At 61.7% G+C, this 17109-nt stretch carries 15 protein-coding genes and 2 riboswitches; of the genes, 12 read left to right on the forward strand and 3 right to left on the reverse strand.

Annotated elements, in window-relative coordinates; translation table 11 throughout:
- Nucleotides 1-39: 39 nt before the first annotated feature.
- Entirely contained in the window at nucleotides 40-1833 is a 1794-nt protein-coding gene (locus PX554_RS24965) for a DUF190 domain-containing protein (protein ID WP_275504841.1), read from the reverse strand.
- 25 nt (nucleotides 1834-1858) lie between these two features.
- Nucleotides 1859-1935, reverse strand: a riboswitch (Fluoride riboswitch).
- Nucleotides 1936-2126: 191 nt separating this feature from the next.
- Nucleotides 2127-2193, forward strand: a riboswitch (Fluoride riboswitch).
- A gap of 28 nt (nucleotides 2194-2221) precedes the next feature.
- Here PX554_RS24965 and PX554_RS24970 point away from each other — a divergent pair.
- Entirely contained in the window at nucleotides 2222-3145 is a 924-nt protein-coding gene (locus tag PX554_RS24970; protein ID WP_275504842.1) for a hypothetical protein, read from the forward strand.
- A 230-nt stretch (nucleotides 3146-3375) separates the two neighbouring features.
- Nucleotides 3376-4335, forward strand: coding sequence for a purple acid phosphatase family protein (locus tag PX554_RS24975; RefSeq protein WP_275504843.1), 960 nt, complete (start codon nucleotides 3376-3378; stop codon nucleotides 4333-4335).
- Nucleotides 4336-4469: 134 nt separating this feature from the next.
- Here the strand turns inward: PX554_RS24975 and PX554_RS24980 are convergent, their stop codons facing one another.
- Nucleotides 4470-5372, reverse strand: coding sequence for a MurR/RpiR family transcriptional regulator (locus PX554_RS24980; RefSeq protein ID WP_275504844.1), 903 nt, complete (start codon nucleotides 5370-5372; stop codon nucleotides 4470-4472).
- A 243-nt stretch (nucleotides 5373-5615) separates the two neighbouring features.
- Between PX554_RS24980 and PX554_RS24985 the strand changes: the two genes are divergently transcribed.
- From PX554_RS24985 to PX554_RS25015, 7 genes are all read left to right on the forward strand, one after another.
- Nucleotides 5616-7811: a TonB-dependent receptor gene (locus PX554_RS24985; protein ID WP_275504845.1), complete on the forward strand. Its 2196-nt coding sequence runs from the start codon at nucleotides 5616-5618 to the stop codon at nucleotides 7809-7811.
- A 71-nt stretch (nucleotides 7812-7882) separates the two neighbouring features.
- The gene (locus tag PX554_RS24990; protein WP_275504846.1) at nucleotides 7883-9232 is read left to right on the forward strand and encodes a metallophosphoesterase family protein; all 1350 of its coding nucleotides are present in this window, start codon (nucleotides 7883-7885) and stop codon (nucleotides 9230-9232) included.
- A gap of 218 nt (nucleotides 9233-9450) precedes the next feature.
- Nucleotides 9451-10215 carry a COG4280 domain-containing protein gene (locus tag PX554_RS24995; protein ID WP_275504847.1) on the forward strand — a complete coding sequence of 255 codons (765 nt, stop codon included), beginning with the start codon at nucleotides 9451-9453 and terminating at the stop codon, nucleotides 10213-10215.
- 9 nt (nucleotides 10216-10224) lie between these two features.
- Nucleotides 10225-10434 (forward strand): hypothetical protein, encoded by a 210-nt coding sequence (locus PX554_RS25000; protein ID WP_275504848.1) that lies wholly within the window; start codon nucleotides 10225-10227, stop codon nucleotides 10432-10434.
- The gene (locus PX554_RS25005; RefSeq protein ID WP_275504849.1) at nucleotides 10431-11243 is read left to right on the forward strand and encodes an undecaprenyl-diphosphate phosphatase; all 813 of its coding nucleotides are present in this window, start codon (nucleotides 10431-10433) and stop codon (nucleotides 11241-11243) included. The genes PX554_RS25000 and PX554_RS25005 overlap by 4 nt, the downstream gene beginning before the upstream one ends.
- 33 nt (nucleotides 11244-11276) lie before the next feature.
- Nucleotides 11277-13118, forward strand: coding sequence for an alkaline phosphatase family protein (locus tag PX554_RS25010; RefSeq protein ID WP_275504850.1), 1842 nt, complete (start codon nucleotides 11277-11279; stop codon nucleotides 13116-13118).
- A gap of 65 nt (nucleotides 13119-13183) precedes the next feature.
- Nucleotides 13184-14428: an MFS transporter gene (locus PX554_RS25015; RefSeq protein ID WP_275504851.1), complete on the forward strand. Its 1245-nt coding sequence runs from the start codon at nucleotides 13184-13186 to the stop codon at nucleotides 14426-14428.
- Here the strand turns inward: PX554_RS25015 and PX554_RS25020 are convergent.
- Nucleotides 14425-14640 carry a hypothetical protein gene (locus PX554_RS25020; protein ID WP_275504852.1) on the reverse strand — a complete coding sequence of 72 codons (216 nt, stop codon included), beginning with the start codon at nucleotides 14638-14640 and terminating at the stop codon, nucleotides 14425-14427. The genes PX554_RS25015 and PX554_RS25020 overlap by 4 nt on opposite strands.
- Before the next feature lie 28 nt (nucleotides 14641-14668).
- Between PX554_RS25020 and PX554_RS25025 the strand changes: the two genes are divergently transcribed.
- The 3 genes from PX554_RS25025 to PX554_RS25035 are packed head-to-tail and all read left to right on the forward strand — an operon-like array spanning nucleotide 14669 to nucleotide 16664.
- The gene (locus tag PX554_RS25025; RefSeq protein ID WP_275504853.1) at nucleotides 14669-15229 is read left to right on the forward strand and encodes a Chromate resistance protein ChrB; all 561 of its coding nucleotides are present in this window, start codon (nucleotides 14669-14671) and stop codon (nucleotides 15227-15229) included.
- A gap of 29 nt (nucleotides 15230-15258) precedes the next feature.
- On the forward strand, nucleotides 15259-15852 hold the full coding sequence (locus tag PX554_RS25030; RefSeq protein WP_275504854.1) for a cation efflux transmembrane domain-containing protein: 594 nt from the start codon (nucleotides 15259-15261) through the stop codon (nucleotides 15850-15852).
- Nucleotides 15853-15863: 11 nt separating this feature from the next.
- A complete protein-coding gene (locus tag PX554_RS25035) occupies nucleotides 15864-16664 on the forward strand; it encodes an endonuclease/exonuclease/phosphatase family protein (RefSeq protein WP_275504855.1) in 801 nt (266 codons plus the stop codon).
- Nucleotides 16665-17109 lie beyond the last annotated feature (445 nt).

Raw genomic sequence — 17109 nt, forward strand, 5'->3', positions numbered from 1 at the left:
CGCGACCGCCAAGCCGTGATGTTGCCGGTTCGTTCGCACTTAGCGTACGTAAAACGTACTTTCGTGTAGTGACCCCTTGTAGACGATGACCTTGTCCGAGAGGAGGTCGCCGTGTCGCCGGCAGAACAACTCGAGCTTGTCGCGTTCACCGATGAGTTCGACGCACATGGTCAGATGCGGATCGGCGATTTCGGCGCCGTTCTGGCGGACCGGGCCATGGTTGCTATAGCCATAGTGCGTGTGGTGCGCGACGGCATTCATGATGCCGTCGTCCTTGGCGGTCGCGACCAAGACCCGGTACAGCGGCTTTGCCGACCAGAGTGAACGCGCCCCTGCCCTCGCCACTTTGTCGGATGGCTTCATGTAAATCCGGATCATGCCGATCTCGGCGGGAGTTACTTCATGAGGGTAAGACATGTGTTCACTTTCGCTTTCATTGCTGAGAAGGGGGGACAAAGGAAGGAATTGTGCAAGGGTGAGCGCCGACCGCGCGGCTCTCGCGTCACGAAGCGTTGAATCAGGGACGACAAAACCCTTGTCGTGTTTGGGCACTGCGATGCGCTGGGAGAGATAGATTCCGCTGTGTCCGGAGCAGAGATAAGACACGAAGCACGCGACCGCGATTGGAACGGCGTTGGTGGCGCCGAACAACTCGATGCCCATGATGGTGCAGGCGAGCGGCGTGTTGGTGGCGCCGGCGAAGACCGCGACGAAGCCAATCCCCGCGAAGAGGTCGATAGGAGCGCCGAGCAAACCACCCAAAGCGTTCCCCAGTGCGGCACCGATGAAGAAGAGCGGCGTGACCTCGCCGCCTTTGAAGCCGGCGCTGAGCGTGACGACTGTAAACACCATCTTGAGGAGCCAGCTCCAGTGATCGACCGGCGCTGAGAAGAAGCCTGCGATCGTCGGCACTCCCGGGGGTGCCGACACACCGAGCCCGAGATAGTCTCGAGTGCCGAGCGCATAGACCAGGCCGATGATGAGCAGACCGCCAACGAAAGGACGAAGCGGTCCGAACGGGAACAGCCGCTTGAAAAAGGCGCCGAGATTGTGGTTCGCTTCGGCAAAGACGAGGCTCGCCAGTCCGAACGCGATGCCGGCGAGTGCGGCCTTGGCCAGCAGGAGAGGCTCCGTCATCAACGAGCCGCCGCTGCCCGATACATAATCGATGTGATAGGCGCCGTGGTGGATGCCCAACTGATGGCAGGTCCAGTCGCCGACGATACCTGCTACGAGGCACGGTACGAGCGCAGGGTATTCGATTCTTCCGACAGCCAGAACCTCCAGCGCAAATACGGCACCGGCGAGCGGTGTGCCGAACACGGCACCGAAGCCGGCGGCGATGCCAGCCATCAGGATGATGCGGACTCCCGACTCATCGAGACGGAAGAAGCGACCAGCGGCGCTGGCCAGGCTGCCTCCGAGTTGAACGGCCGTGCCCTCTCGACCTGCCGAACCGCCAAAGAGATGCGTCGCGACAGTGCCGACGAAGATCAGGGGTGCCATCCGCAACGGGACGCCGCCGCCAGGCTCGTGGATCTGGTCCACGATGAGATTGTTGCCACCTTCGACGCTCTTGCCCATCCAATGGTACAACATGCCGATGGCAAATCCGCCGACCGGGAGGAGGAACAGCAGCCAAGGGTGCGCAAAGCGCGTCCGTGTCGCGACATCGAGGCTCCAGAGGAACGCCGCGCACAGCGAGCCAACGGCGATCGCCATCGGAACGAGGACGATCGTCCAGCGCGCAACCGAGACAGCATGGTCATGCTGCGTCCGGATGAAGGCAGCCAGATTGAACTGGTGAAATAGATTCGAAAACGAAGCGCGCACGATTCCCCCGCATATTGCGTTGCCGCAAACGGTAGGAATCATCAGCCCGGATGGGCGGTTCGGCTCAGGTGAGCCCGGCAGAAATCCATTGCCAGAGCGGGCATATGCAGAAGAGCGTGACACCCGTCAATCGTCGAGGCGGACCAAAATCGAACTTTTTGCTGCATCGCAGCGAAAAGAGGTGCGGTGTGGCAATTCTGCATCAAACGCGCGGCTGTTCTTGCTCGAAGATCTCATGGATTGAAGCGCCTTGTGGATGTCTGTTGACCCACAAGGGGCAAGCCGAGTATCATGTCGAGGTTGGGGATGGAGTCCCCCATAACCGCCGCGCTCGCCGCGGCTGATGACTCCTACTGCGAAGTAAGAAAAGCGGTAGGAGATTGATGTCGTGCAAGCAGCCCAGCCGGCGATTCCCACCTCACAATCCCTGGAGCGCCTTTTCGAGCGCGTCGAATTGATCCCCGGCCGTGGCGATCCACGATCGAACCGCCTTTGCGTTATGACGTTCGTCGCCTTGTTGGCGGGAGAACGACACAGGGATGATCCGAGGACCGCATCACCATTCATCCGGACTTTCGCCGTCCGACTGAATGACAGCCTGCCGGACAATAAGCGACAGCAGCTCAAAATCTTCGCGCCGCGGATCGTCGGCACGAACGATCAATGCGACAATTTGCGAGCCGAGATAGTTCGCTCGTGTTTCGCACAGGAGATCGTACCTCAGCTTCGGCGCGATCGCGATCGTGCTTGGCTTCCCGAGTCGACGTGGGAGCGCATCTATGCGTTTTCCGCCCAGCCGTTTGTCACGAGCGCGGCTTCGGCCCCGTTAATGGACAGGCTGTTGGGATCTGTTCGTCCCCAGGAGTTCGATCAGGTCTCGCGCCTGGCCAGCGATTTGCTGATCACCTGCGCGCGAGCGGCACCCGATAACAAGGGCGACTGGTATTGGGGCAAGGCGATCGAGCTCCTTGATCGACTCTGCGATGCCGGCCCCAGGGCGGCGGGCAATGCGATCAGCGCCGAGACCATTCTGGCCGCAGAGCAGAAACTGCAGCGTCGTAGCGGCTCACGGAAAGGCCTTTCAGGGCTGCTGGAGCGTCTGCATGACCTGATCGGGTGGATTGCGGACCAGCCCACACCGACCCTTACTGCGGTCGATGCGCAATATATGGTGATGAAAAACGCCATGAAGAACCCGGGCGACTGGGACGAGGTTTGGACGGTAAGGCCCGCAGCGACGCCATCGGGAGCGCCAGCCAAGCAGGCGCCCGCCCCCTTATTCCCGCTCAAGTCGAAGACCTCGTCGTCCTGAGACGGCCCCGCTTAAGCGGACATGCGGCTGCTTTCCGCATCTCGACGCAGCTACGGTACGAGACGGCTGAGACAGTCAATGCAAAGCTCGTCAGTAAGTCGCTACGCGCCCAGAGAAGCACCGCCGGTGTAAGACAGCCGGCATGATGACATCTCGGCCTGCCCATGCTGGCAGTTGCCATCTTTAAATCGTCATTAAATCTTGCAAAGAGGCAGCAAGGGAGACTTGCTATGCTTTTGTCACGACGCGAAGCGATCATCGGTGCGACCGCGATTGCCGCCACCGCGGTCGTGCGCATCCCCGCGCGGGCAGCGCCTCCGGCGGTCAATTTCCTCGTTCTAGGGGATTGGGGTCGAGACGGAGCATCCCATCAGCAAGATGTAGCGGACGCGATGGGCCGGTCGGCCAAGCAGATTGGCAGCCGTTTCGTGGTCACCGTCGGCGACAATTTCTACGATAATGGTGTTCAGAGTGCCGACGATCCGCAGTGGCAAAGCTCGTTCGAACATGTCTACACGGCGCCGTCGCTGCAAACGCCATGGTATGCCAGCCTCGGAAATCACGACTATCGGGGCAATCCCCAAGCCCAACTCGAATATGCGGGGTCAAGCAAGCGATGGCGACTGCCGAGCCGCTATTACAAAATTGCGGGCGTTGACATCGGCGCCCCCCATCTGGACCTCTTCATCCTCGACACATCGCCGCTGGTGAACAAATATCGGACCGAATCCGATGGCCCGATCCGCGCGAATGTGCTCACGCAGGACACGCGCACGCAATTGGCTTGGCTCGATCGCGAGCTCGCAGCCTCGCGCGCGCCCTGGAAACTGGTAGCGGGGCATCACCCGATCTTCTCCGGCGGCAGTTCGCACGGAAACACACCGGAAATGATCGCGCAGGTCGAGCCGATCCTCAAGCGGCATGGCGTGCAGGCATATCTTGCCGGGCACGATCACGATCTTCAATTTCTCGATCGCGATGGCCTATCCCTTATACAAACGGGAGCGGGGTCCGAGGTGCGTCCTGTTCAGGCCGTAGAAGGGACCGAATATTGTAACGCGCGTTCCGGTTTTACATGCCTTCGGAGCGATCCGGATATGCTCTCGCTGGAATTTGTAGACTATACCGGCGGCTCGTTATTCAAGCGGAATATCGGCCGCGAAATTGCGCGTTCGCGAAGGGCAGCCTGATCGCCGCGTCTAGCGGCGCCAGTCAACAATTGGAGTTGCCGTCATCACGGACGCTCTTGAGCGGCGCGCGCTCGATTGGTGGTGACCCGAGAAAAGGCTGATTTCATCGAGCGCCCATTCGACGGACTTGCCTTTCAGCGTCGGGACGGCCGCGAGCCCCTGCCCGTCTTCCGCGGTCGTGAAATCGTTTCACGTAGAGCGCCCAATCGACTCAATGTATCGACCGACCGTTTCTGATCCACCGCCGAGAGACCGAGCGCGATCGCTTCGAGCGCTGCCACCGTGGCCGCATGCAGTGCGACTTTTCGGGCTTTACCGCGTCGCACCGGCACGACGATGGTTGCGCGCTCCGCCAGGCGTTGCTCCAGCGAGTCGGTGACAAGAACGATCGGCAGGCCGAGCCGTTGGCCTTCTTCGATCGTTGCTTCCACCTCCTGATAGGCACCGCCATAAGCGAGCAGCAGCAAAGCATCGCCCGCCTGCAAATCGAGGAGCTGGTCGGCGAGCGCGATGCCGCTGGCGTCGCATGTCGCAGAGCGTCGGCCGCTCCGGCCGAGCAATATGCTCATATAGCGCGCCAATGGACCGGACTGACCGATACCGAAAACGACGATCCGCTGGGCGGAATTGAGTGTGGACACGGCCGCGATGAGCATGAGGCGGGTGGCCTCGGTCTTGAGCGCGGCAATCGCGTCTTGATGGGTTTCGAGGACGAAATCGATCGCATGTTCGGTACCCGCGTCGATTCTGGCCAAAGTGCGCTTCATGTTTGCAGCTGGCGTCGATCCGCTATCGAGGCTCTCCGCGATGATTTTCCGCAAGTCCGGCAGCCCGGAAAAGCCCAGCGCTTTCGCAGCCCGTACCACCGTCGCATCGGATGTTCCGATGGCTCGAGCCAGTTCGGTCGCTGAACTCGCGAGCGCAGCCACCCTGTTCTGATCGATATAGCGGGCAACCCGCAACACGGCGGCAGGCAGCGCGTCGCGCAATGCTTCGATACGCGCGCTCAGCAGATCGGTCTTTCTGGTCTCGGACATCGCTGCGCTCGTTTCAAATGTGGTGGGAGGCACGAATCGCGTACCCGGTGCGTGTAGTGATTCTGTCACATCGCCAATCTAGGTAGCAAATACTACGAATCGGAATTGGACGACATCGCCGCGGTCTGCCCCTGAAACTGCGCCAAAGAGCGCATTGGTGTCGTACCGGCCGAATGGTCGGGTCGGCCCTCAAGGGGAAAAGCCATCGCGAACGATCGTCCATTCGGCAAGAGGGGGATTTCGATGAAGGCGATGAAGGCGAGTTTCTGTTCGGGTGTCACCCTGACGAGTATGCTGATGGTCGCTCCCGCATGGGCCCAGGCCACCCCCGAGGCGACCGCTCCTCAAAAGTCCGATATTGCCGAAGGCAGTGACATCGTCGTGACGGCAACCAAGGCCAATGAGATTGCCCCAGTCACGGTTTCACTGGCGACGACCCAGCCGCAGGCGATCGTCTCGCGCTCGTTCATCGAGGATTCGTTGCCCGCGACCGCGGACTTCAACCAGCTTGCACTGATCACCCCCAGCTTCTCAAACACGGGCAGCAATGGAGGCGTCGGTGTCAGCGAATCCAAGGGGCAATTGCGCGGCTTCCAGGACGGCGAGTATAACATCACCTATGATGGTGTTCCGTTCGGCGACACCAATGACCCGACACATCACAGCAATACCTTCTTCCCCTCGAATACGGTGGAAACGCTGGTCGTCGATCGCGGCCCGGGTAACGCGAGCAATCTTGGCCAGGCGACCTTCGGCGGCAGCGTCAACCTGTTCTCGCGGGCAACGCGTGAGGATCCGAGCGCGACGTTCCGCGCGGCTTACGGCACCTTCAACACGTTCCTGGGCCGGGCGATGCTGCAGTCTGGTTCGATCGACAAGCTCGGCGGCACGCAGATTCTCCTCGGCGGGCAATATGTCCGCACTGACGGCCGCCTGACCTATTCGCCCTATCACCAGACCAACCTGTTCGGGAAAGTGGTGATCCCGATCGGCCCGGACGTGCGACTGACGCTGGTGTCGACCTACAACAAGAACCATTTCAACCAGCCGGACAATGACGGCGCAACGCTCGCGCAGGTCGCACAATTTGGCAAGACGTTCAGCCTCAACAACGATCCGACGACACCACAATATCAGGGCTACAATTACACCGACAAGACGACTGATTTCGAGATCGTCAAGTTGGAAGCCGACATTGCGCCCGGCACCCGGTTCGAAAACCGAACTTACACCTATTATTACAACAATTCCACGCTCTCGGCCGCGGACGTGACCGGCGGAACGCCCAATCAGGTGACCGCTGCGGATGGAAAAACCAAGATCATCGGCCACGTACCTGGCTACACCAAGCTCAACAGCTACCGGGTTTATGGCGACATCGCCAAAGCCATAATCGACCTCGGTCCGGCCACATTGACCACCGGCGCATGGATTGAGTGGAGCGTCACTCATCGCAAGCGCTATCAATATGACCTAACCGCGGGTGGTCCGGCTGCCAATGCCTTCGATTATAATCAAAAGACGCCGGCCGGCGTCCCCAAATACATCAATTACGATCAGGATTCACGCGGCAACCAGCAACAGCTTTTCGCCGAGCTGGAAATCAGGCCTTTTGAAAATCTGAAGATCACGCCTGGCATCAAATATATCGACTTCACCCGTTCGGTTAACGCGATCGCCAACCAGAAGACGCACGCACCGGCGATTTTCTCCGAAAGCTGGGACGACACGCTGCCGTTCGTGACGATCAACTATCAGCCAATCGATGGTCTTGCGATCTACGCCCAATATGCCCGCGGGTTTTTGGCGCCGCCGCTTGACGTGCTGCAAATCCAAAATCCAGCCAAGAACACGGTCGAACCGCAGCGGTCGACGAACTATCAGTTGGGCTTCGTCTATCACGGTTCGCATCTGTCAATCGACGCCGATGTGTATAGCATCGACTTCACCAACAAGTTTCAAAGCAAGAAGGACGGAGCAGGCGACACCGTGTTCTACAATTCTGGCGGCGCGCTCTACAAGGGTATCGAAGGTCAGGTAACATACGCTTTCGACAATGGTCTTGCGCTCTTTGCCAATGCATCGCGTAATTACGCTAAAACCAAGGACACGCGCTTGCAGGTGGCCAATGCCCCGTTCATGACCGCGGCTGGCGGGATTCTCTACAGGCATGGCGGGATCAAGGCGTCGCTGATCGACAAATATACCGGTGTGCAATACGGCGACGACGCGCAGACGCCAGACTATCGCATTCCCGGCTACAATACGGCGATCGTGTCGCTGGGATATGATTTTGGGAGGTTCGCGGTTGAGGGCACGGTCTCCGACCTGTTCGACAGCACCAAGGTCACGAACATCACCGTGAATGGCGCGCCATACGATCAATATTATTTCCAGCCGGGCCGTGAAGTCAGCATCAGCCTCACGGCGAAGTTTTGAAAATGCTGGGACATAGAAGCCTTCGCCGAGTCGCCACCCTTGCCGTCTCGTTGGTTACTCCCGGGCTTGCGGTGCCGGCCATCGCTCAGCCCCAGGCTCCCCTCGAGGCCGCCTATGTGGTGATGGGCCCGGACGGTGCGGCTATCGCGCGGGTCGTGACGACGAACACTGCGTGCCCGACGCTGACGACCGACGGGGTGCCGCGGGAAATGCACGTGCGCGCCGTCCCGGCGACGGAGCCCCTCCGGCCGACCCAATCTCGGCCGGACAAGAGCAAACCCTCCGCCTTTCCTGCGCTGACCTGCGAGGCGACCATCCCTAATGGCGCCCACAGCGCGCGCATTGGCGGCCAGACGATCCCGGTACCGCGAAAGGATGCCCGCCGCATCGTTGTCATTGGCGATACCGGGTGCCGGCTCAAGGCCAGCGAGAACGCCTATCAGGCGTGCAATGATCCCAAGCAGTATCGCTTTGCGGCGATCGCTGCCAAAGCGGCGGCATGGAAGCCGGATCTGGTGGTTCATGTCGGCGATTATCTCTATCGCGAAAACCCATGCCCGGCCGGGAATACCGGATGCGCCGGCACAGCCTGGGGCTATGGCTGGGATGCGTGGAATGCCGATTTCTTTGCCCCCGCCGCGCCGCTCCTCCAGGCTGCACCCTGGATCGTGGTGCGGGGCAATCATGAGAATTGCTCGCGCGCCGGTCAGGGCTGGTGGCGTTTTCTCGATCCGCGGCGGCTTGAAACCACGCGCGACTGCAACGACCCCGCCCAGGATCAGATTGGCGATACGAGCGCGCCCTATGCGATCCCGATCGGTGGAAGCGCGCAGATCATCGTCCTCGACCTGGCGATATCGGGGACCAAGCCGATCGGCCAAGACGATTATCGGTTTACGCCGTTCAGGGACAGCTATGTGGAACTCGACCGGCTGGTCGGCCAGGCCAGCTACAACATCGTAGCTGGCCACAAGCCGATCCTTGCGATCAGCGGGGGCGAAAAGCCGGGCACGCTCGACGGCGGAACCGGCGGCATCCAGTCCGTCTTCCAAACGCTGAATCCCCTGCTGCTGCCCGCCGGCGTGGATGTGTTGCTGTCCGGCCACGTCCATGTCTGGGAACAGCTCAGCTTCTCGAGTCCGCATCCCACGCAATTCATCACTGGCTTCTCGGGGACGCAGGAGGACAGGGTGCCCCTGCCCGCCAAGCCGCCGGCCAATGTCGCACCGGGACCGGGTGCGATCGTCGATGCGTTCAGCTCCTGGGTCGATGGCTTTGGCTATATGACCATGGAACGGAAAGGCCCGACGTCCTGGAAGGTCAAGGTCTGGAGCGTCGACAGCAAGGTCGTAAACCGTTGCCAGATCGAAGGCCGGCGCTCGTCGTGCCGATATGCACAGGTCGACACAGCGATACATTGATCGCTCAGACCGCTGGTTCGACAAAAGAGTCGGCGCTTCAACCTGTTGGATTTCGCGCGCCGGGCGACAGCAGCACGGCGACCAGTACCCATCGGACGACAATGTAGTGATTGGATTCAATCAGCGCATGTTGTAGTAAATACTACCTGATGGGCGGCGGAGTCGCGGACGATGGGTAAGCCGATCAAGAATTGCATGTGGTCGCCGCGAGGTCCGCGTTGATGTACGCCTGGGTTCACGCCGTCCCAACCATCGTGGCCTCCTTTCTGGCCTCGCTCGTCGAATTTGTCGAAGCGCTGACCGTCGTCCTGGCGGTGGGAACCGTGCGCGGATGGCGCGGTGCGCTGGGCGGGAGCGCCGCTGCGCTCGCCCTGCTGTTGCTGCTGGTGATCGCGCTCGGACCGGCGCTGACCCGCATCCCCCTGGCCATGGTGCAACTTGTCGTCGGGGCCCTGCTCACCCTGTTCGGGATGCGCTGGCTGCGCAAGGCGATCCTCCGCGCTGCGGGGGTCGTTCCGCTGCATGACGAGATGGCCGCGTTTTCCAAGGAGGCCGACGCGCTGCGCCAGCAGGGTCTTGCCGGTTCGCGCTGGGACGCAGTCGCCCTGGCAAGCGCGTTCAAGATCACCATGCTTGAAGGCATCGAGGTCGTCTTCATCGTCATCGCGTTCGCTGCAGGCGGCAAGGATCTCCTCGTCCCGGCGAGCCTCGGCGCTGCCGCCGCGCTGATCGCTGTCGTCGGACTCGGGGTGCTGCTGCACCGGCCGCTCGCGACCGTCCCCGAGAATGCGCTTAAATTTACCGTCGGCGTCCTCTTGTCCGCGTTCGGCACTTTCTGGGTCGGCGAAGGGATCGGCGTCGCATGGCCCGGCGCGGATTACTCGCTCCTCGCGCTGGGCGCGGGTTTCCTGATCATCGCCCTGGCCTCGATAGGCCTGTGCCGCGCGTCCGCCGCGATGAGCCCGTTCCGGACGCAAGGCTAGGAGACAGACATGCGATGGGTTCGCAATATTTTCGCCGAACTGTTCGGTCTTTTCGTCGATGATGGCAGCTTCGCGGTGGCGATTGTCCTCTGGGTTGGTCTGGTTGCGCTTGGTATCAGGCGACTGGCGCTGCCGTCGGCATGGCAAGCTGTGCTGCTGTTCGCGGGGCTGGGTCTCATCCTGGCGGTGAGCGCGCTGCGCAGCGCGCGGCGCCGATGAGCGTGGAGTCGCTCCTTGCGCCGATCGTGCTCGGTATCGTCGAGGGGCTGACCGAGTTCATCCCGGTATCCTCGACGGGACATCTTATCCTCGCCGAACAGGTGCTCGGCTATACCGGGCGACAGGCGAAGGTTCTCGACGTCGTCATCCAGGTCGGGGCGATATTGGCCATTTGCTGGCTTTATCGGGGACGCCTGTGGGATGTCGCGTCCCGCATGGGCATCGATGCTGGCGCACGCCGATTCGTCGTCAATGTGCTGCTCGCCTTCCTGCCCGCGGCGGTCGTAGGCGCGCTCGCTCACGATTTCATCAAGGACGTATTGTTTTCGCCCTGGGTGGTGGCGATCAGTCTGATCATCGGTGGGATCGCGATTCTCGCGATCGAACGACTGCTCGGGCGCCGACCGCCGTCGGACGGCGTCGAGGGCATTGCGCCCCGACGTGCTTTCGGCGTTGGCCTATGCCAGCTCCTGTCCCTGATCCCCGGCGTCTCCCGCTCGGGCGCCACGATCATGGGGGCCATGGCGCTTGGCGTCGAGCGCAAGACCGCGACCGAATTCTCCTTCTTTCTCGCGATACCGACGATGTTCGGCGCGGCCGCCTTCGACCTCTTCAAGAACCGATCCATTCTCGCCGTCGACGATGCCGTGCCGATCCTGATCGGGCTGCTGACCTCGTTCCTGGTTGCCATGGTCGTCGTGCGCTGGCTGGTGAATTTCGTCGGGCGGCACGGCTTTTCGATCTTCGCCTGGTATCGCATGATCCTCGGCAGCGCGATGATCGTCGCGCTCGCGCGCGGCTGGGTCTGACGGATAAACGAACCGCAAAAGGGAAAAGAGAAGATGCGGAAATATTGGCTTGGATCAACGATCGCCGGACTCCTTCTTGTTCAGGCCGCCGCTGCCCATCCGCCTGCCCGGCATCGGGCAAAGCCCGTGCCCCACAATCTCATCATCTTCGTGGCCGACGGCCTGCGCTCGCGGATCGTCACGCCCACAACGGCGCCCGCGATGGCAAAACTGCGCAGCGACGGCGTGGACCTGCGCAACAGCCATTCGGTCTACCCGACCTTGACCACCGCCAATGCCTCGGCCATCGCCACCGGGCATCAGCTCGGCGACACCGGCGATTTCGCCAACTCCATCTATACCGGCTTTCCGGTTTCGGCCGTAGGTGGAAGCCCGACGCCGTTCCTCGAGAACGATGCCGTGCTGGGCGAACTCAACGATCGGCTGGAGGGCAATTATCTCGACGAGACGAGCATCCTCGCTTCTGCCAATGCGGCGGGGCTATCCACCGCCGCGATCGGCAAGCTCGGTCCGGTTGCCATCCAGGACATAACGGCACGCACCGGAACCGGCACGCTCATTCTGGATGATAATAGCGGGCGCGATGGCGGCCTTCCGATCGCGGATGACGTGAAGAAGGCCTTGGCCATCGCTGGCCTGGCGCCGCAGACGCCAGGAAGGGGCGATAACGGCAAGGCGGGTGACGCCCGCACGCCCGGGACGTTGACCGCCAATCTCGATCAGGAGCGCTGGTTCGTCGATGTCGCGACAAAGGTGGTGCTGCCCCGCTTCAAACGAGCCGGCCGGCCTTTCGCCATGGTGTTCTGGTCGCGCGACCCGGATGGCACGCAGCATAACCAGGGCGACAGCCTCAACCAGCTTTCCCCCGGCATCAATGGTCCGACGTCCATGGCCGCGATCCGCAACGCCGATGACGCGCTGGCCGCGCTGCGTCGATCGCTCAAGCAGCTCGGCCTCGCGCGCACGACGAATATCCTCGTCATCGCCGACCACGGCTTTTCCACCATATCGCGGCAGAGCGCGACGAGCGGCGCCGCGAAAATCCGCTACAACGATGTACCTGAAGGCTTCCTGCCGCCGGGATTCCTCGCGATCGATCTGGCGCAGGATCTCGCACTGCCATTGTACGATGCCGATCTTGGGCGGCGCATCGATGTCGCGGCGGGCCAGCATCCCAAGGCTGGAAACGGACTTCTGGGTGCCGATCCCGCACATCCTGACGCTATCGTGGCCGCCAACGGGGGCACCGACCTCATTTATCTGCCGGGAACGAATGCGCGGGACATCGCGCCCCGGATCGTCACCTTCCTGACGGGCCAGGATTATACCACGTCCATCTTCGTCGATGATGCGCTTGGCTCCATTCCGGGGACGTTGCCGCTCAGCCGGATCAAGCTGGTCGGTAATGCCCGGACGCCTCGCCCGTCGATCGTCGTAGGCTTCGCCAGTCGTTCGACCGGGTGCGACGATGCAGAACTCTGCTCGGCGCAGGTCGCGGACACCACGCTGCAGCAAGGCCAGGGCATGCACGGAAGCTTCAGCCGCGCTGACACGCATAACTTCATGGCGGCGATCGGTCCTGATTTTCGCAAGCAGATGGTTGATACGGCGCCGGTTAGTAATGCCGACATCGGGGTGACTGCCGCGTATCTTCTCGGGCTTTCGGTAACGCCCAGAGGCTCGCTTCAGGGCCGGCTGATCACCGAAGCCTTGGTGGGCGGCAAACCAGTCGCCGCGCCGCGCAATCTGGTCAAAGCCAATCCGGCAGCAAATGGGTTTGCGACCGTCCTGAAGGTTCAATCGGCCGGCGGAACCGAATATTTTGATGCAGCGGGCATTGCTGGGCGGACCGTCGGTCTGGATGACGGTCAATGATGATGGCGGAAGGAACAGGCAGGAGCGCCGCGGTGCCTGCGCTTCTCTCTTGAAGGATCAAGGCGATGGTCGAAACAAGCCAACCAGAAGAACCGCCCACTAGCGATCACTCGCCTGGGCGCAGGACGGCGCTGCGCTTCATTCTGCTGATCGGCGTGCTCAGCTTCTTCGCCGACTTCACCTATGAAGGCGCGCGCAGCGTCCTTGGTCCTTATCTCGCCCTGCTCGGCGCAAGCGCGACCATTGTGGGGCTGGTCACCGGCTTTGGCGAGTTGCTCGGCTACGGCCTGCGGTTGGTCTCCGGGCGCTGGGCGGACGCCACCGGCAAGTTCTGGCCGATCACCATCTTCGGCTATGTCGTCCAGATGATCTCGGTGCCGCTGCTCGCCTTTACCGGAAGTTGGCAGATGGCGGCGGTGCTGATCATTCTTGAACGGGTCGGCAAGGCGATCCGCAACCCGCCACGCGACGTCATGCTTTCGCACGCCGCCCGTCAGGCGGGAGGCTATGGCCGGGCGTTCGGCATCCACGAGGCGATGGATCAGTTCGGCGCAATGTTCGGCCCGTTGGTCATGGCGGTCGTCCTCGCCCACCATCGCAGCTATCATGAGGCGTTCGCCGTGCTGGCGCTGCCGGCGGCGATCAATCTGACACTCGTGTTCGTTGCCCGCCGCCTCTATCCGCGGCCCCAGGATCTGGAGAAAGCTGGCGCTGTCGTCGACGGTGCCTTCCCGCGGATATACTATGTCTATCTGGCAGGCGCAGCGCTGGTCGCGGCCGGCTTCGCCGACTATCCGCTCATCGCTTATCATTTCGCGCGGACGCATGTCGTACCCGGGGAATGGATCGCCATCTTCTATGCGATCGCGATGGCGGTCAGCGGCACTGGATCGTTGGTGTTCGGGCGGCTGTTCGACCGGTTCGGGTTCCGGCTGCTGATCGGCCTTACCATCTTCTCGGCGGCCTTTGCCCCACTCGTATTCCTCGGTGGATTCTGGGTGGCATTGGCCGGCGCCGCGGTCTGGGGCCTCGGCATGGGTGTTCATGAGTCGATCATCCCCGCGGCCGTCGCGCCGATGGTGTCGCCCGCGCGGCGGGCCTCTGCATTCGGCCTGTTCACGGCGGGCTACGGCGTCTTCTGGTTCCTGGGAAGTGCTACCATCGGCTTCCTCTACGATCGATCGCTCACCGCGACGATCGCCTTCTGCGTCATCACGGAACTTGCGGCCATTCCTCTCTTCCTCTGGGTCGCCCATCATATGACGGAGCCGACAGGACGAGGCGTCGGCACGTCGGGAACCAGTGCTTAACGCCGAGGCGTGAGCAGCAGGACGGCCATCGCGAATGCCGGAAGCGCGAATATCCCCGCGATGGCCAGCCAGCAATCGACCTTGGGATCGCCAATACCGAACATCCCGGCCAGATCGATACTCGCCAGTAGAATGGCAGCGATCCGGATCACACAGCTATGCGCCGACCGCATCTCGATCTCGAATGATTTAATGTAGTGAACGATTGACATGTAACGATGGTAACATCATAACTGCGCCATGGCTACACGATCCTGGTTGCTGCTGACCTATAAGGTGCCCCCCGAGCCCGCGAAGGGCCGCGTTGCGGTCTGGCGTAAGATCAAGGCGATGGGCGCGGTCTATCTGCAGAACGGCGTCTGCCTCCTGCCGAAGACCGACGATCATCTGCGCCGGTTGAAGATGCTCGAGAATGACATCGCCGAGCTGGCCGGGGAGTCGGTGCTGCTGGAAACGGTCGGGCTCGATCGCGGGCAGGAGGAAAAAGTCATCGCGCGCTTCAATGCCGATCGCGATGAGGAATATCGCGAGTTTCTCGGCAAGTGCGCCGATTTCGAAGCCGAGATCGCGAGAGAAACCGCCGACGAGCACTTCACCTATGCCGAACTCGAAGAGAATGACGAGGATCTGAAGAAGCTGAGAAATTGGCTCGCCAAGATCGGCAAGCTCGATTTCTACGGCTCGGGGCTCGCGGGCCAGGCTACCGACCGGCTCGCCGAATGCGAAGCCCTGCTCGATGCTTACGCGCACCGGGTCTTCGATGCCCAGGACGAAAATCGCGAGGGACGTGGCCAGCCCTGATGGTGCCTACTGTCGACAAGGAGTGTTAAATGACCACCATGGATGCGGGTTTCCGTCGGACAGTGCGTACCGTAGCGCTGCTCAACCTTGGCTATTTCGGGGTCGAATTCGCGGTCGCGCAGTCGATCGGGTCGGTTTCCCTCTTTGCCGATAGCGTCGATTTCCTTGAGGACGCCGCGGTCAACTTCCTGATCTTCGCCGCCATGGGCTGGACTATGCGTCGCCGCGCCAAAGTCGGCATGGCGCTGTCCGCCATTCTCTTGGTGCCAGCGCTCGCACTCGTCTGGACGCTCTGGCAGAAATTCCAGGTGCCACTTCCCCCGGCCCCGCTGCCTTTGACCGTAACCGGCCTGGGTGCGCTGCTCATCAATCTGTTCTGCGCTTTCCTGTTGGTGCGCTATCGCCACCACAGCGGCAGCCTCAGCAAGACCGCCTTTCTGTCGGCGCGTAACGACGCACTCGCCAACGTCGCGATCATCGGCGCCGGCCTGATTACGGCCTTTGTCTGGCGCTCGATCTGGCCTGACGTGATCGTGGGCGTCGCCATTGCGTTCATGAATATGGACGCGGCCCGCGAGGTGTGGACCGCCGCGCGCGATGAGCATCGTGAGGCCACGGCATGAGGGCGGCCACCATGCGAATCATGTCCTACAATACCCTGTTCGGTGGCTTCGATGGCATAGCTGATCAGCGGTATCAGGCACAGATCGACATCATCCGTGCGGCTGACCCTGACATTCTATTGGCCCAGGAACTGAAGGGTTTTCTCGATGAAGGCGGCAAGCGGCTGTTCGAGATGGAGCGCAGACTGGAACGGCGTGCGCTCGTCGCGCCCGCACCGGTGACCGGCCAGAATACGGCCATCTTCGTGAAGCCCGATATCGAGATACTCGCCTTCGAGAGCGATAGCGTCCATTTCCATCACGCCGCCGCGATCGCGCGCCTGCGCGTGCCCGGTCTCGATCAGCCGCTCACCGCGATCAGCGTCCATCTCTGCCCCAATGGCACCCCAGTCCGGCTGCGCGAGGTCAGCTATCTCTATAACCATGCCGACGAGGATGGGTTCGCCGTGATCGGCGGGGACTTCAACTCGCTGGGGCCGGACGATCCCGACCCTGTGGGATTGGAGAGCCTGCCCGCGCGCTATCGCGCGCGCTATGTCGGCCCTGACGGGAAGATGGATCGCCGTCCCATCACAGCATTGATGCAGGCCGGATTCGTCGATGTAGCCGGACATCTGCGCCGCGATCCCGAACCGACAGTGCCCGGCGCGGGCTTTGCAAATACCGAATTCGTGCCGTTCCGCTCCGACTATGTGTTCGTCACCCCACCGCTCGCGCGGTTGGCGATCGACTATGCCGTTCTCCGGGACGCAGCGACCGACGCCGCCTCGGATCATTACCCGATTCAGGCAGATTTTTTACGGCAAAGCTGAGTCTAACCGGCACCGTGCCTTAGCTGATCCTGGCATCGCTCGCCGCCATGCAAGTGGCGGCCAGAGGTTATTGGCTGGCTGTATCGTTGTCTTTCGCGACCCGGCCGATACGTGGACTGGTGGCGGCTTCGATAGTCGGGCGTTGCGGTGTAAGTCCGATGCGGGCGCGGGACGATATTGAGGCGGTTTGCAAAACGTCGTCGTTCCTCTTGATGCGTGCCCGCCCGAGGAGACAGAGCGAGTGAATGTCGTGCAAGGCGCGATGATGACGGTGCGAAGGGCCGGCACCTCGCTCATTGCGGTGATCGGTAGCTGGATCGCGCAACGTCTTGGCTGTCGCGCGCCATGCCTAACCTTTGGTGGTTTCGCGTCGTCCTCTCTTTGGATCGCCTTCGCGTGCGCACTGCGCTTCACCTGCGCCGGTACGGAAACACGAAACGTATCC

It is taken from the genome of Sphingomonas pollutisoli (assembly GCF_029167165.1).
Taxonomy (GTDB): domain Bacteria; phylum Pseudomonadota; class Alphaproteobacteria; order Sphingomonadales; family Sphingomonadaceae; genus Sphingomonas; species Sphingomonas pollutisoli.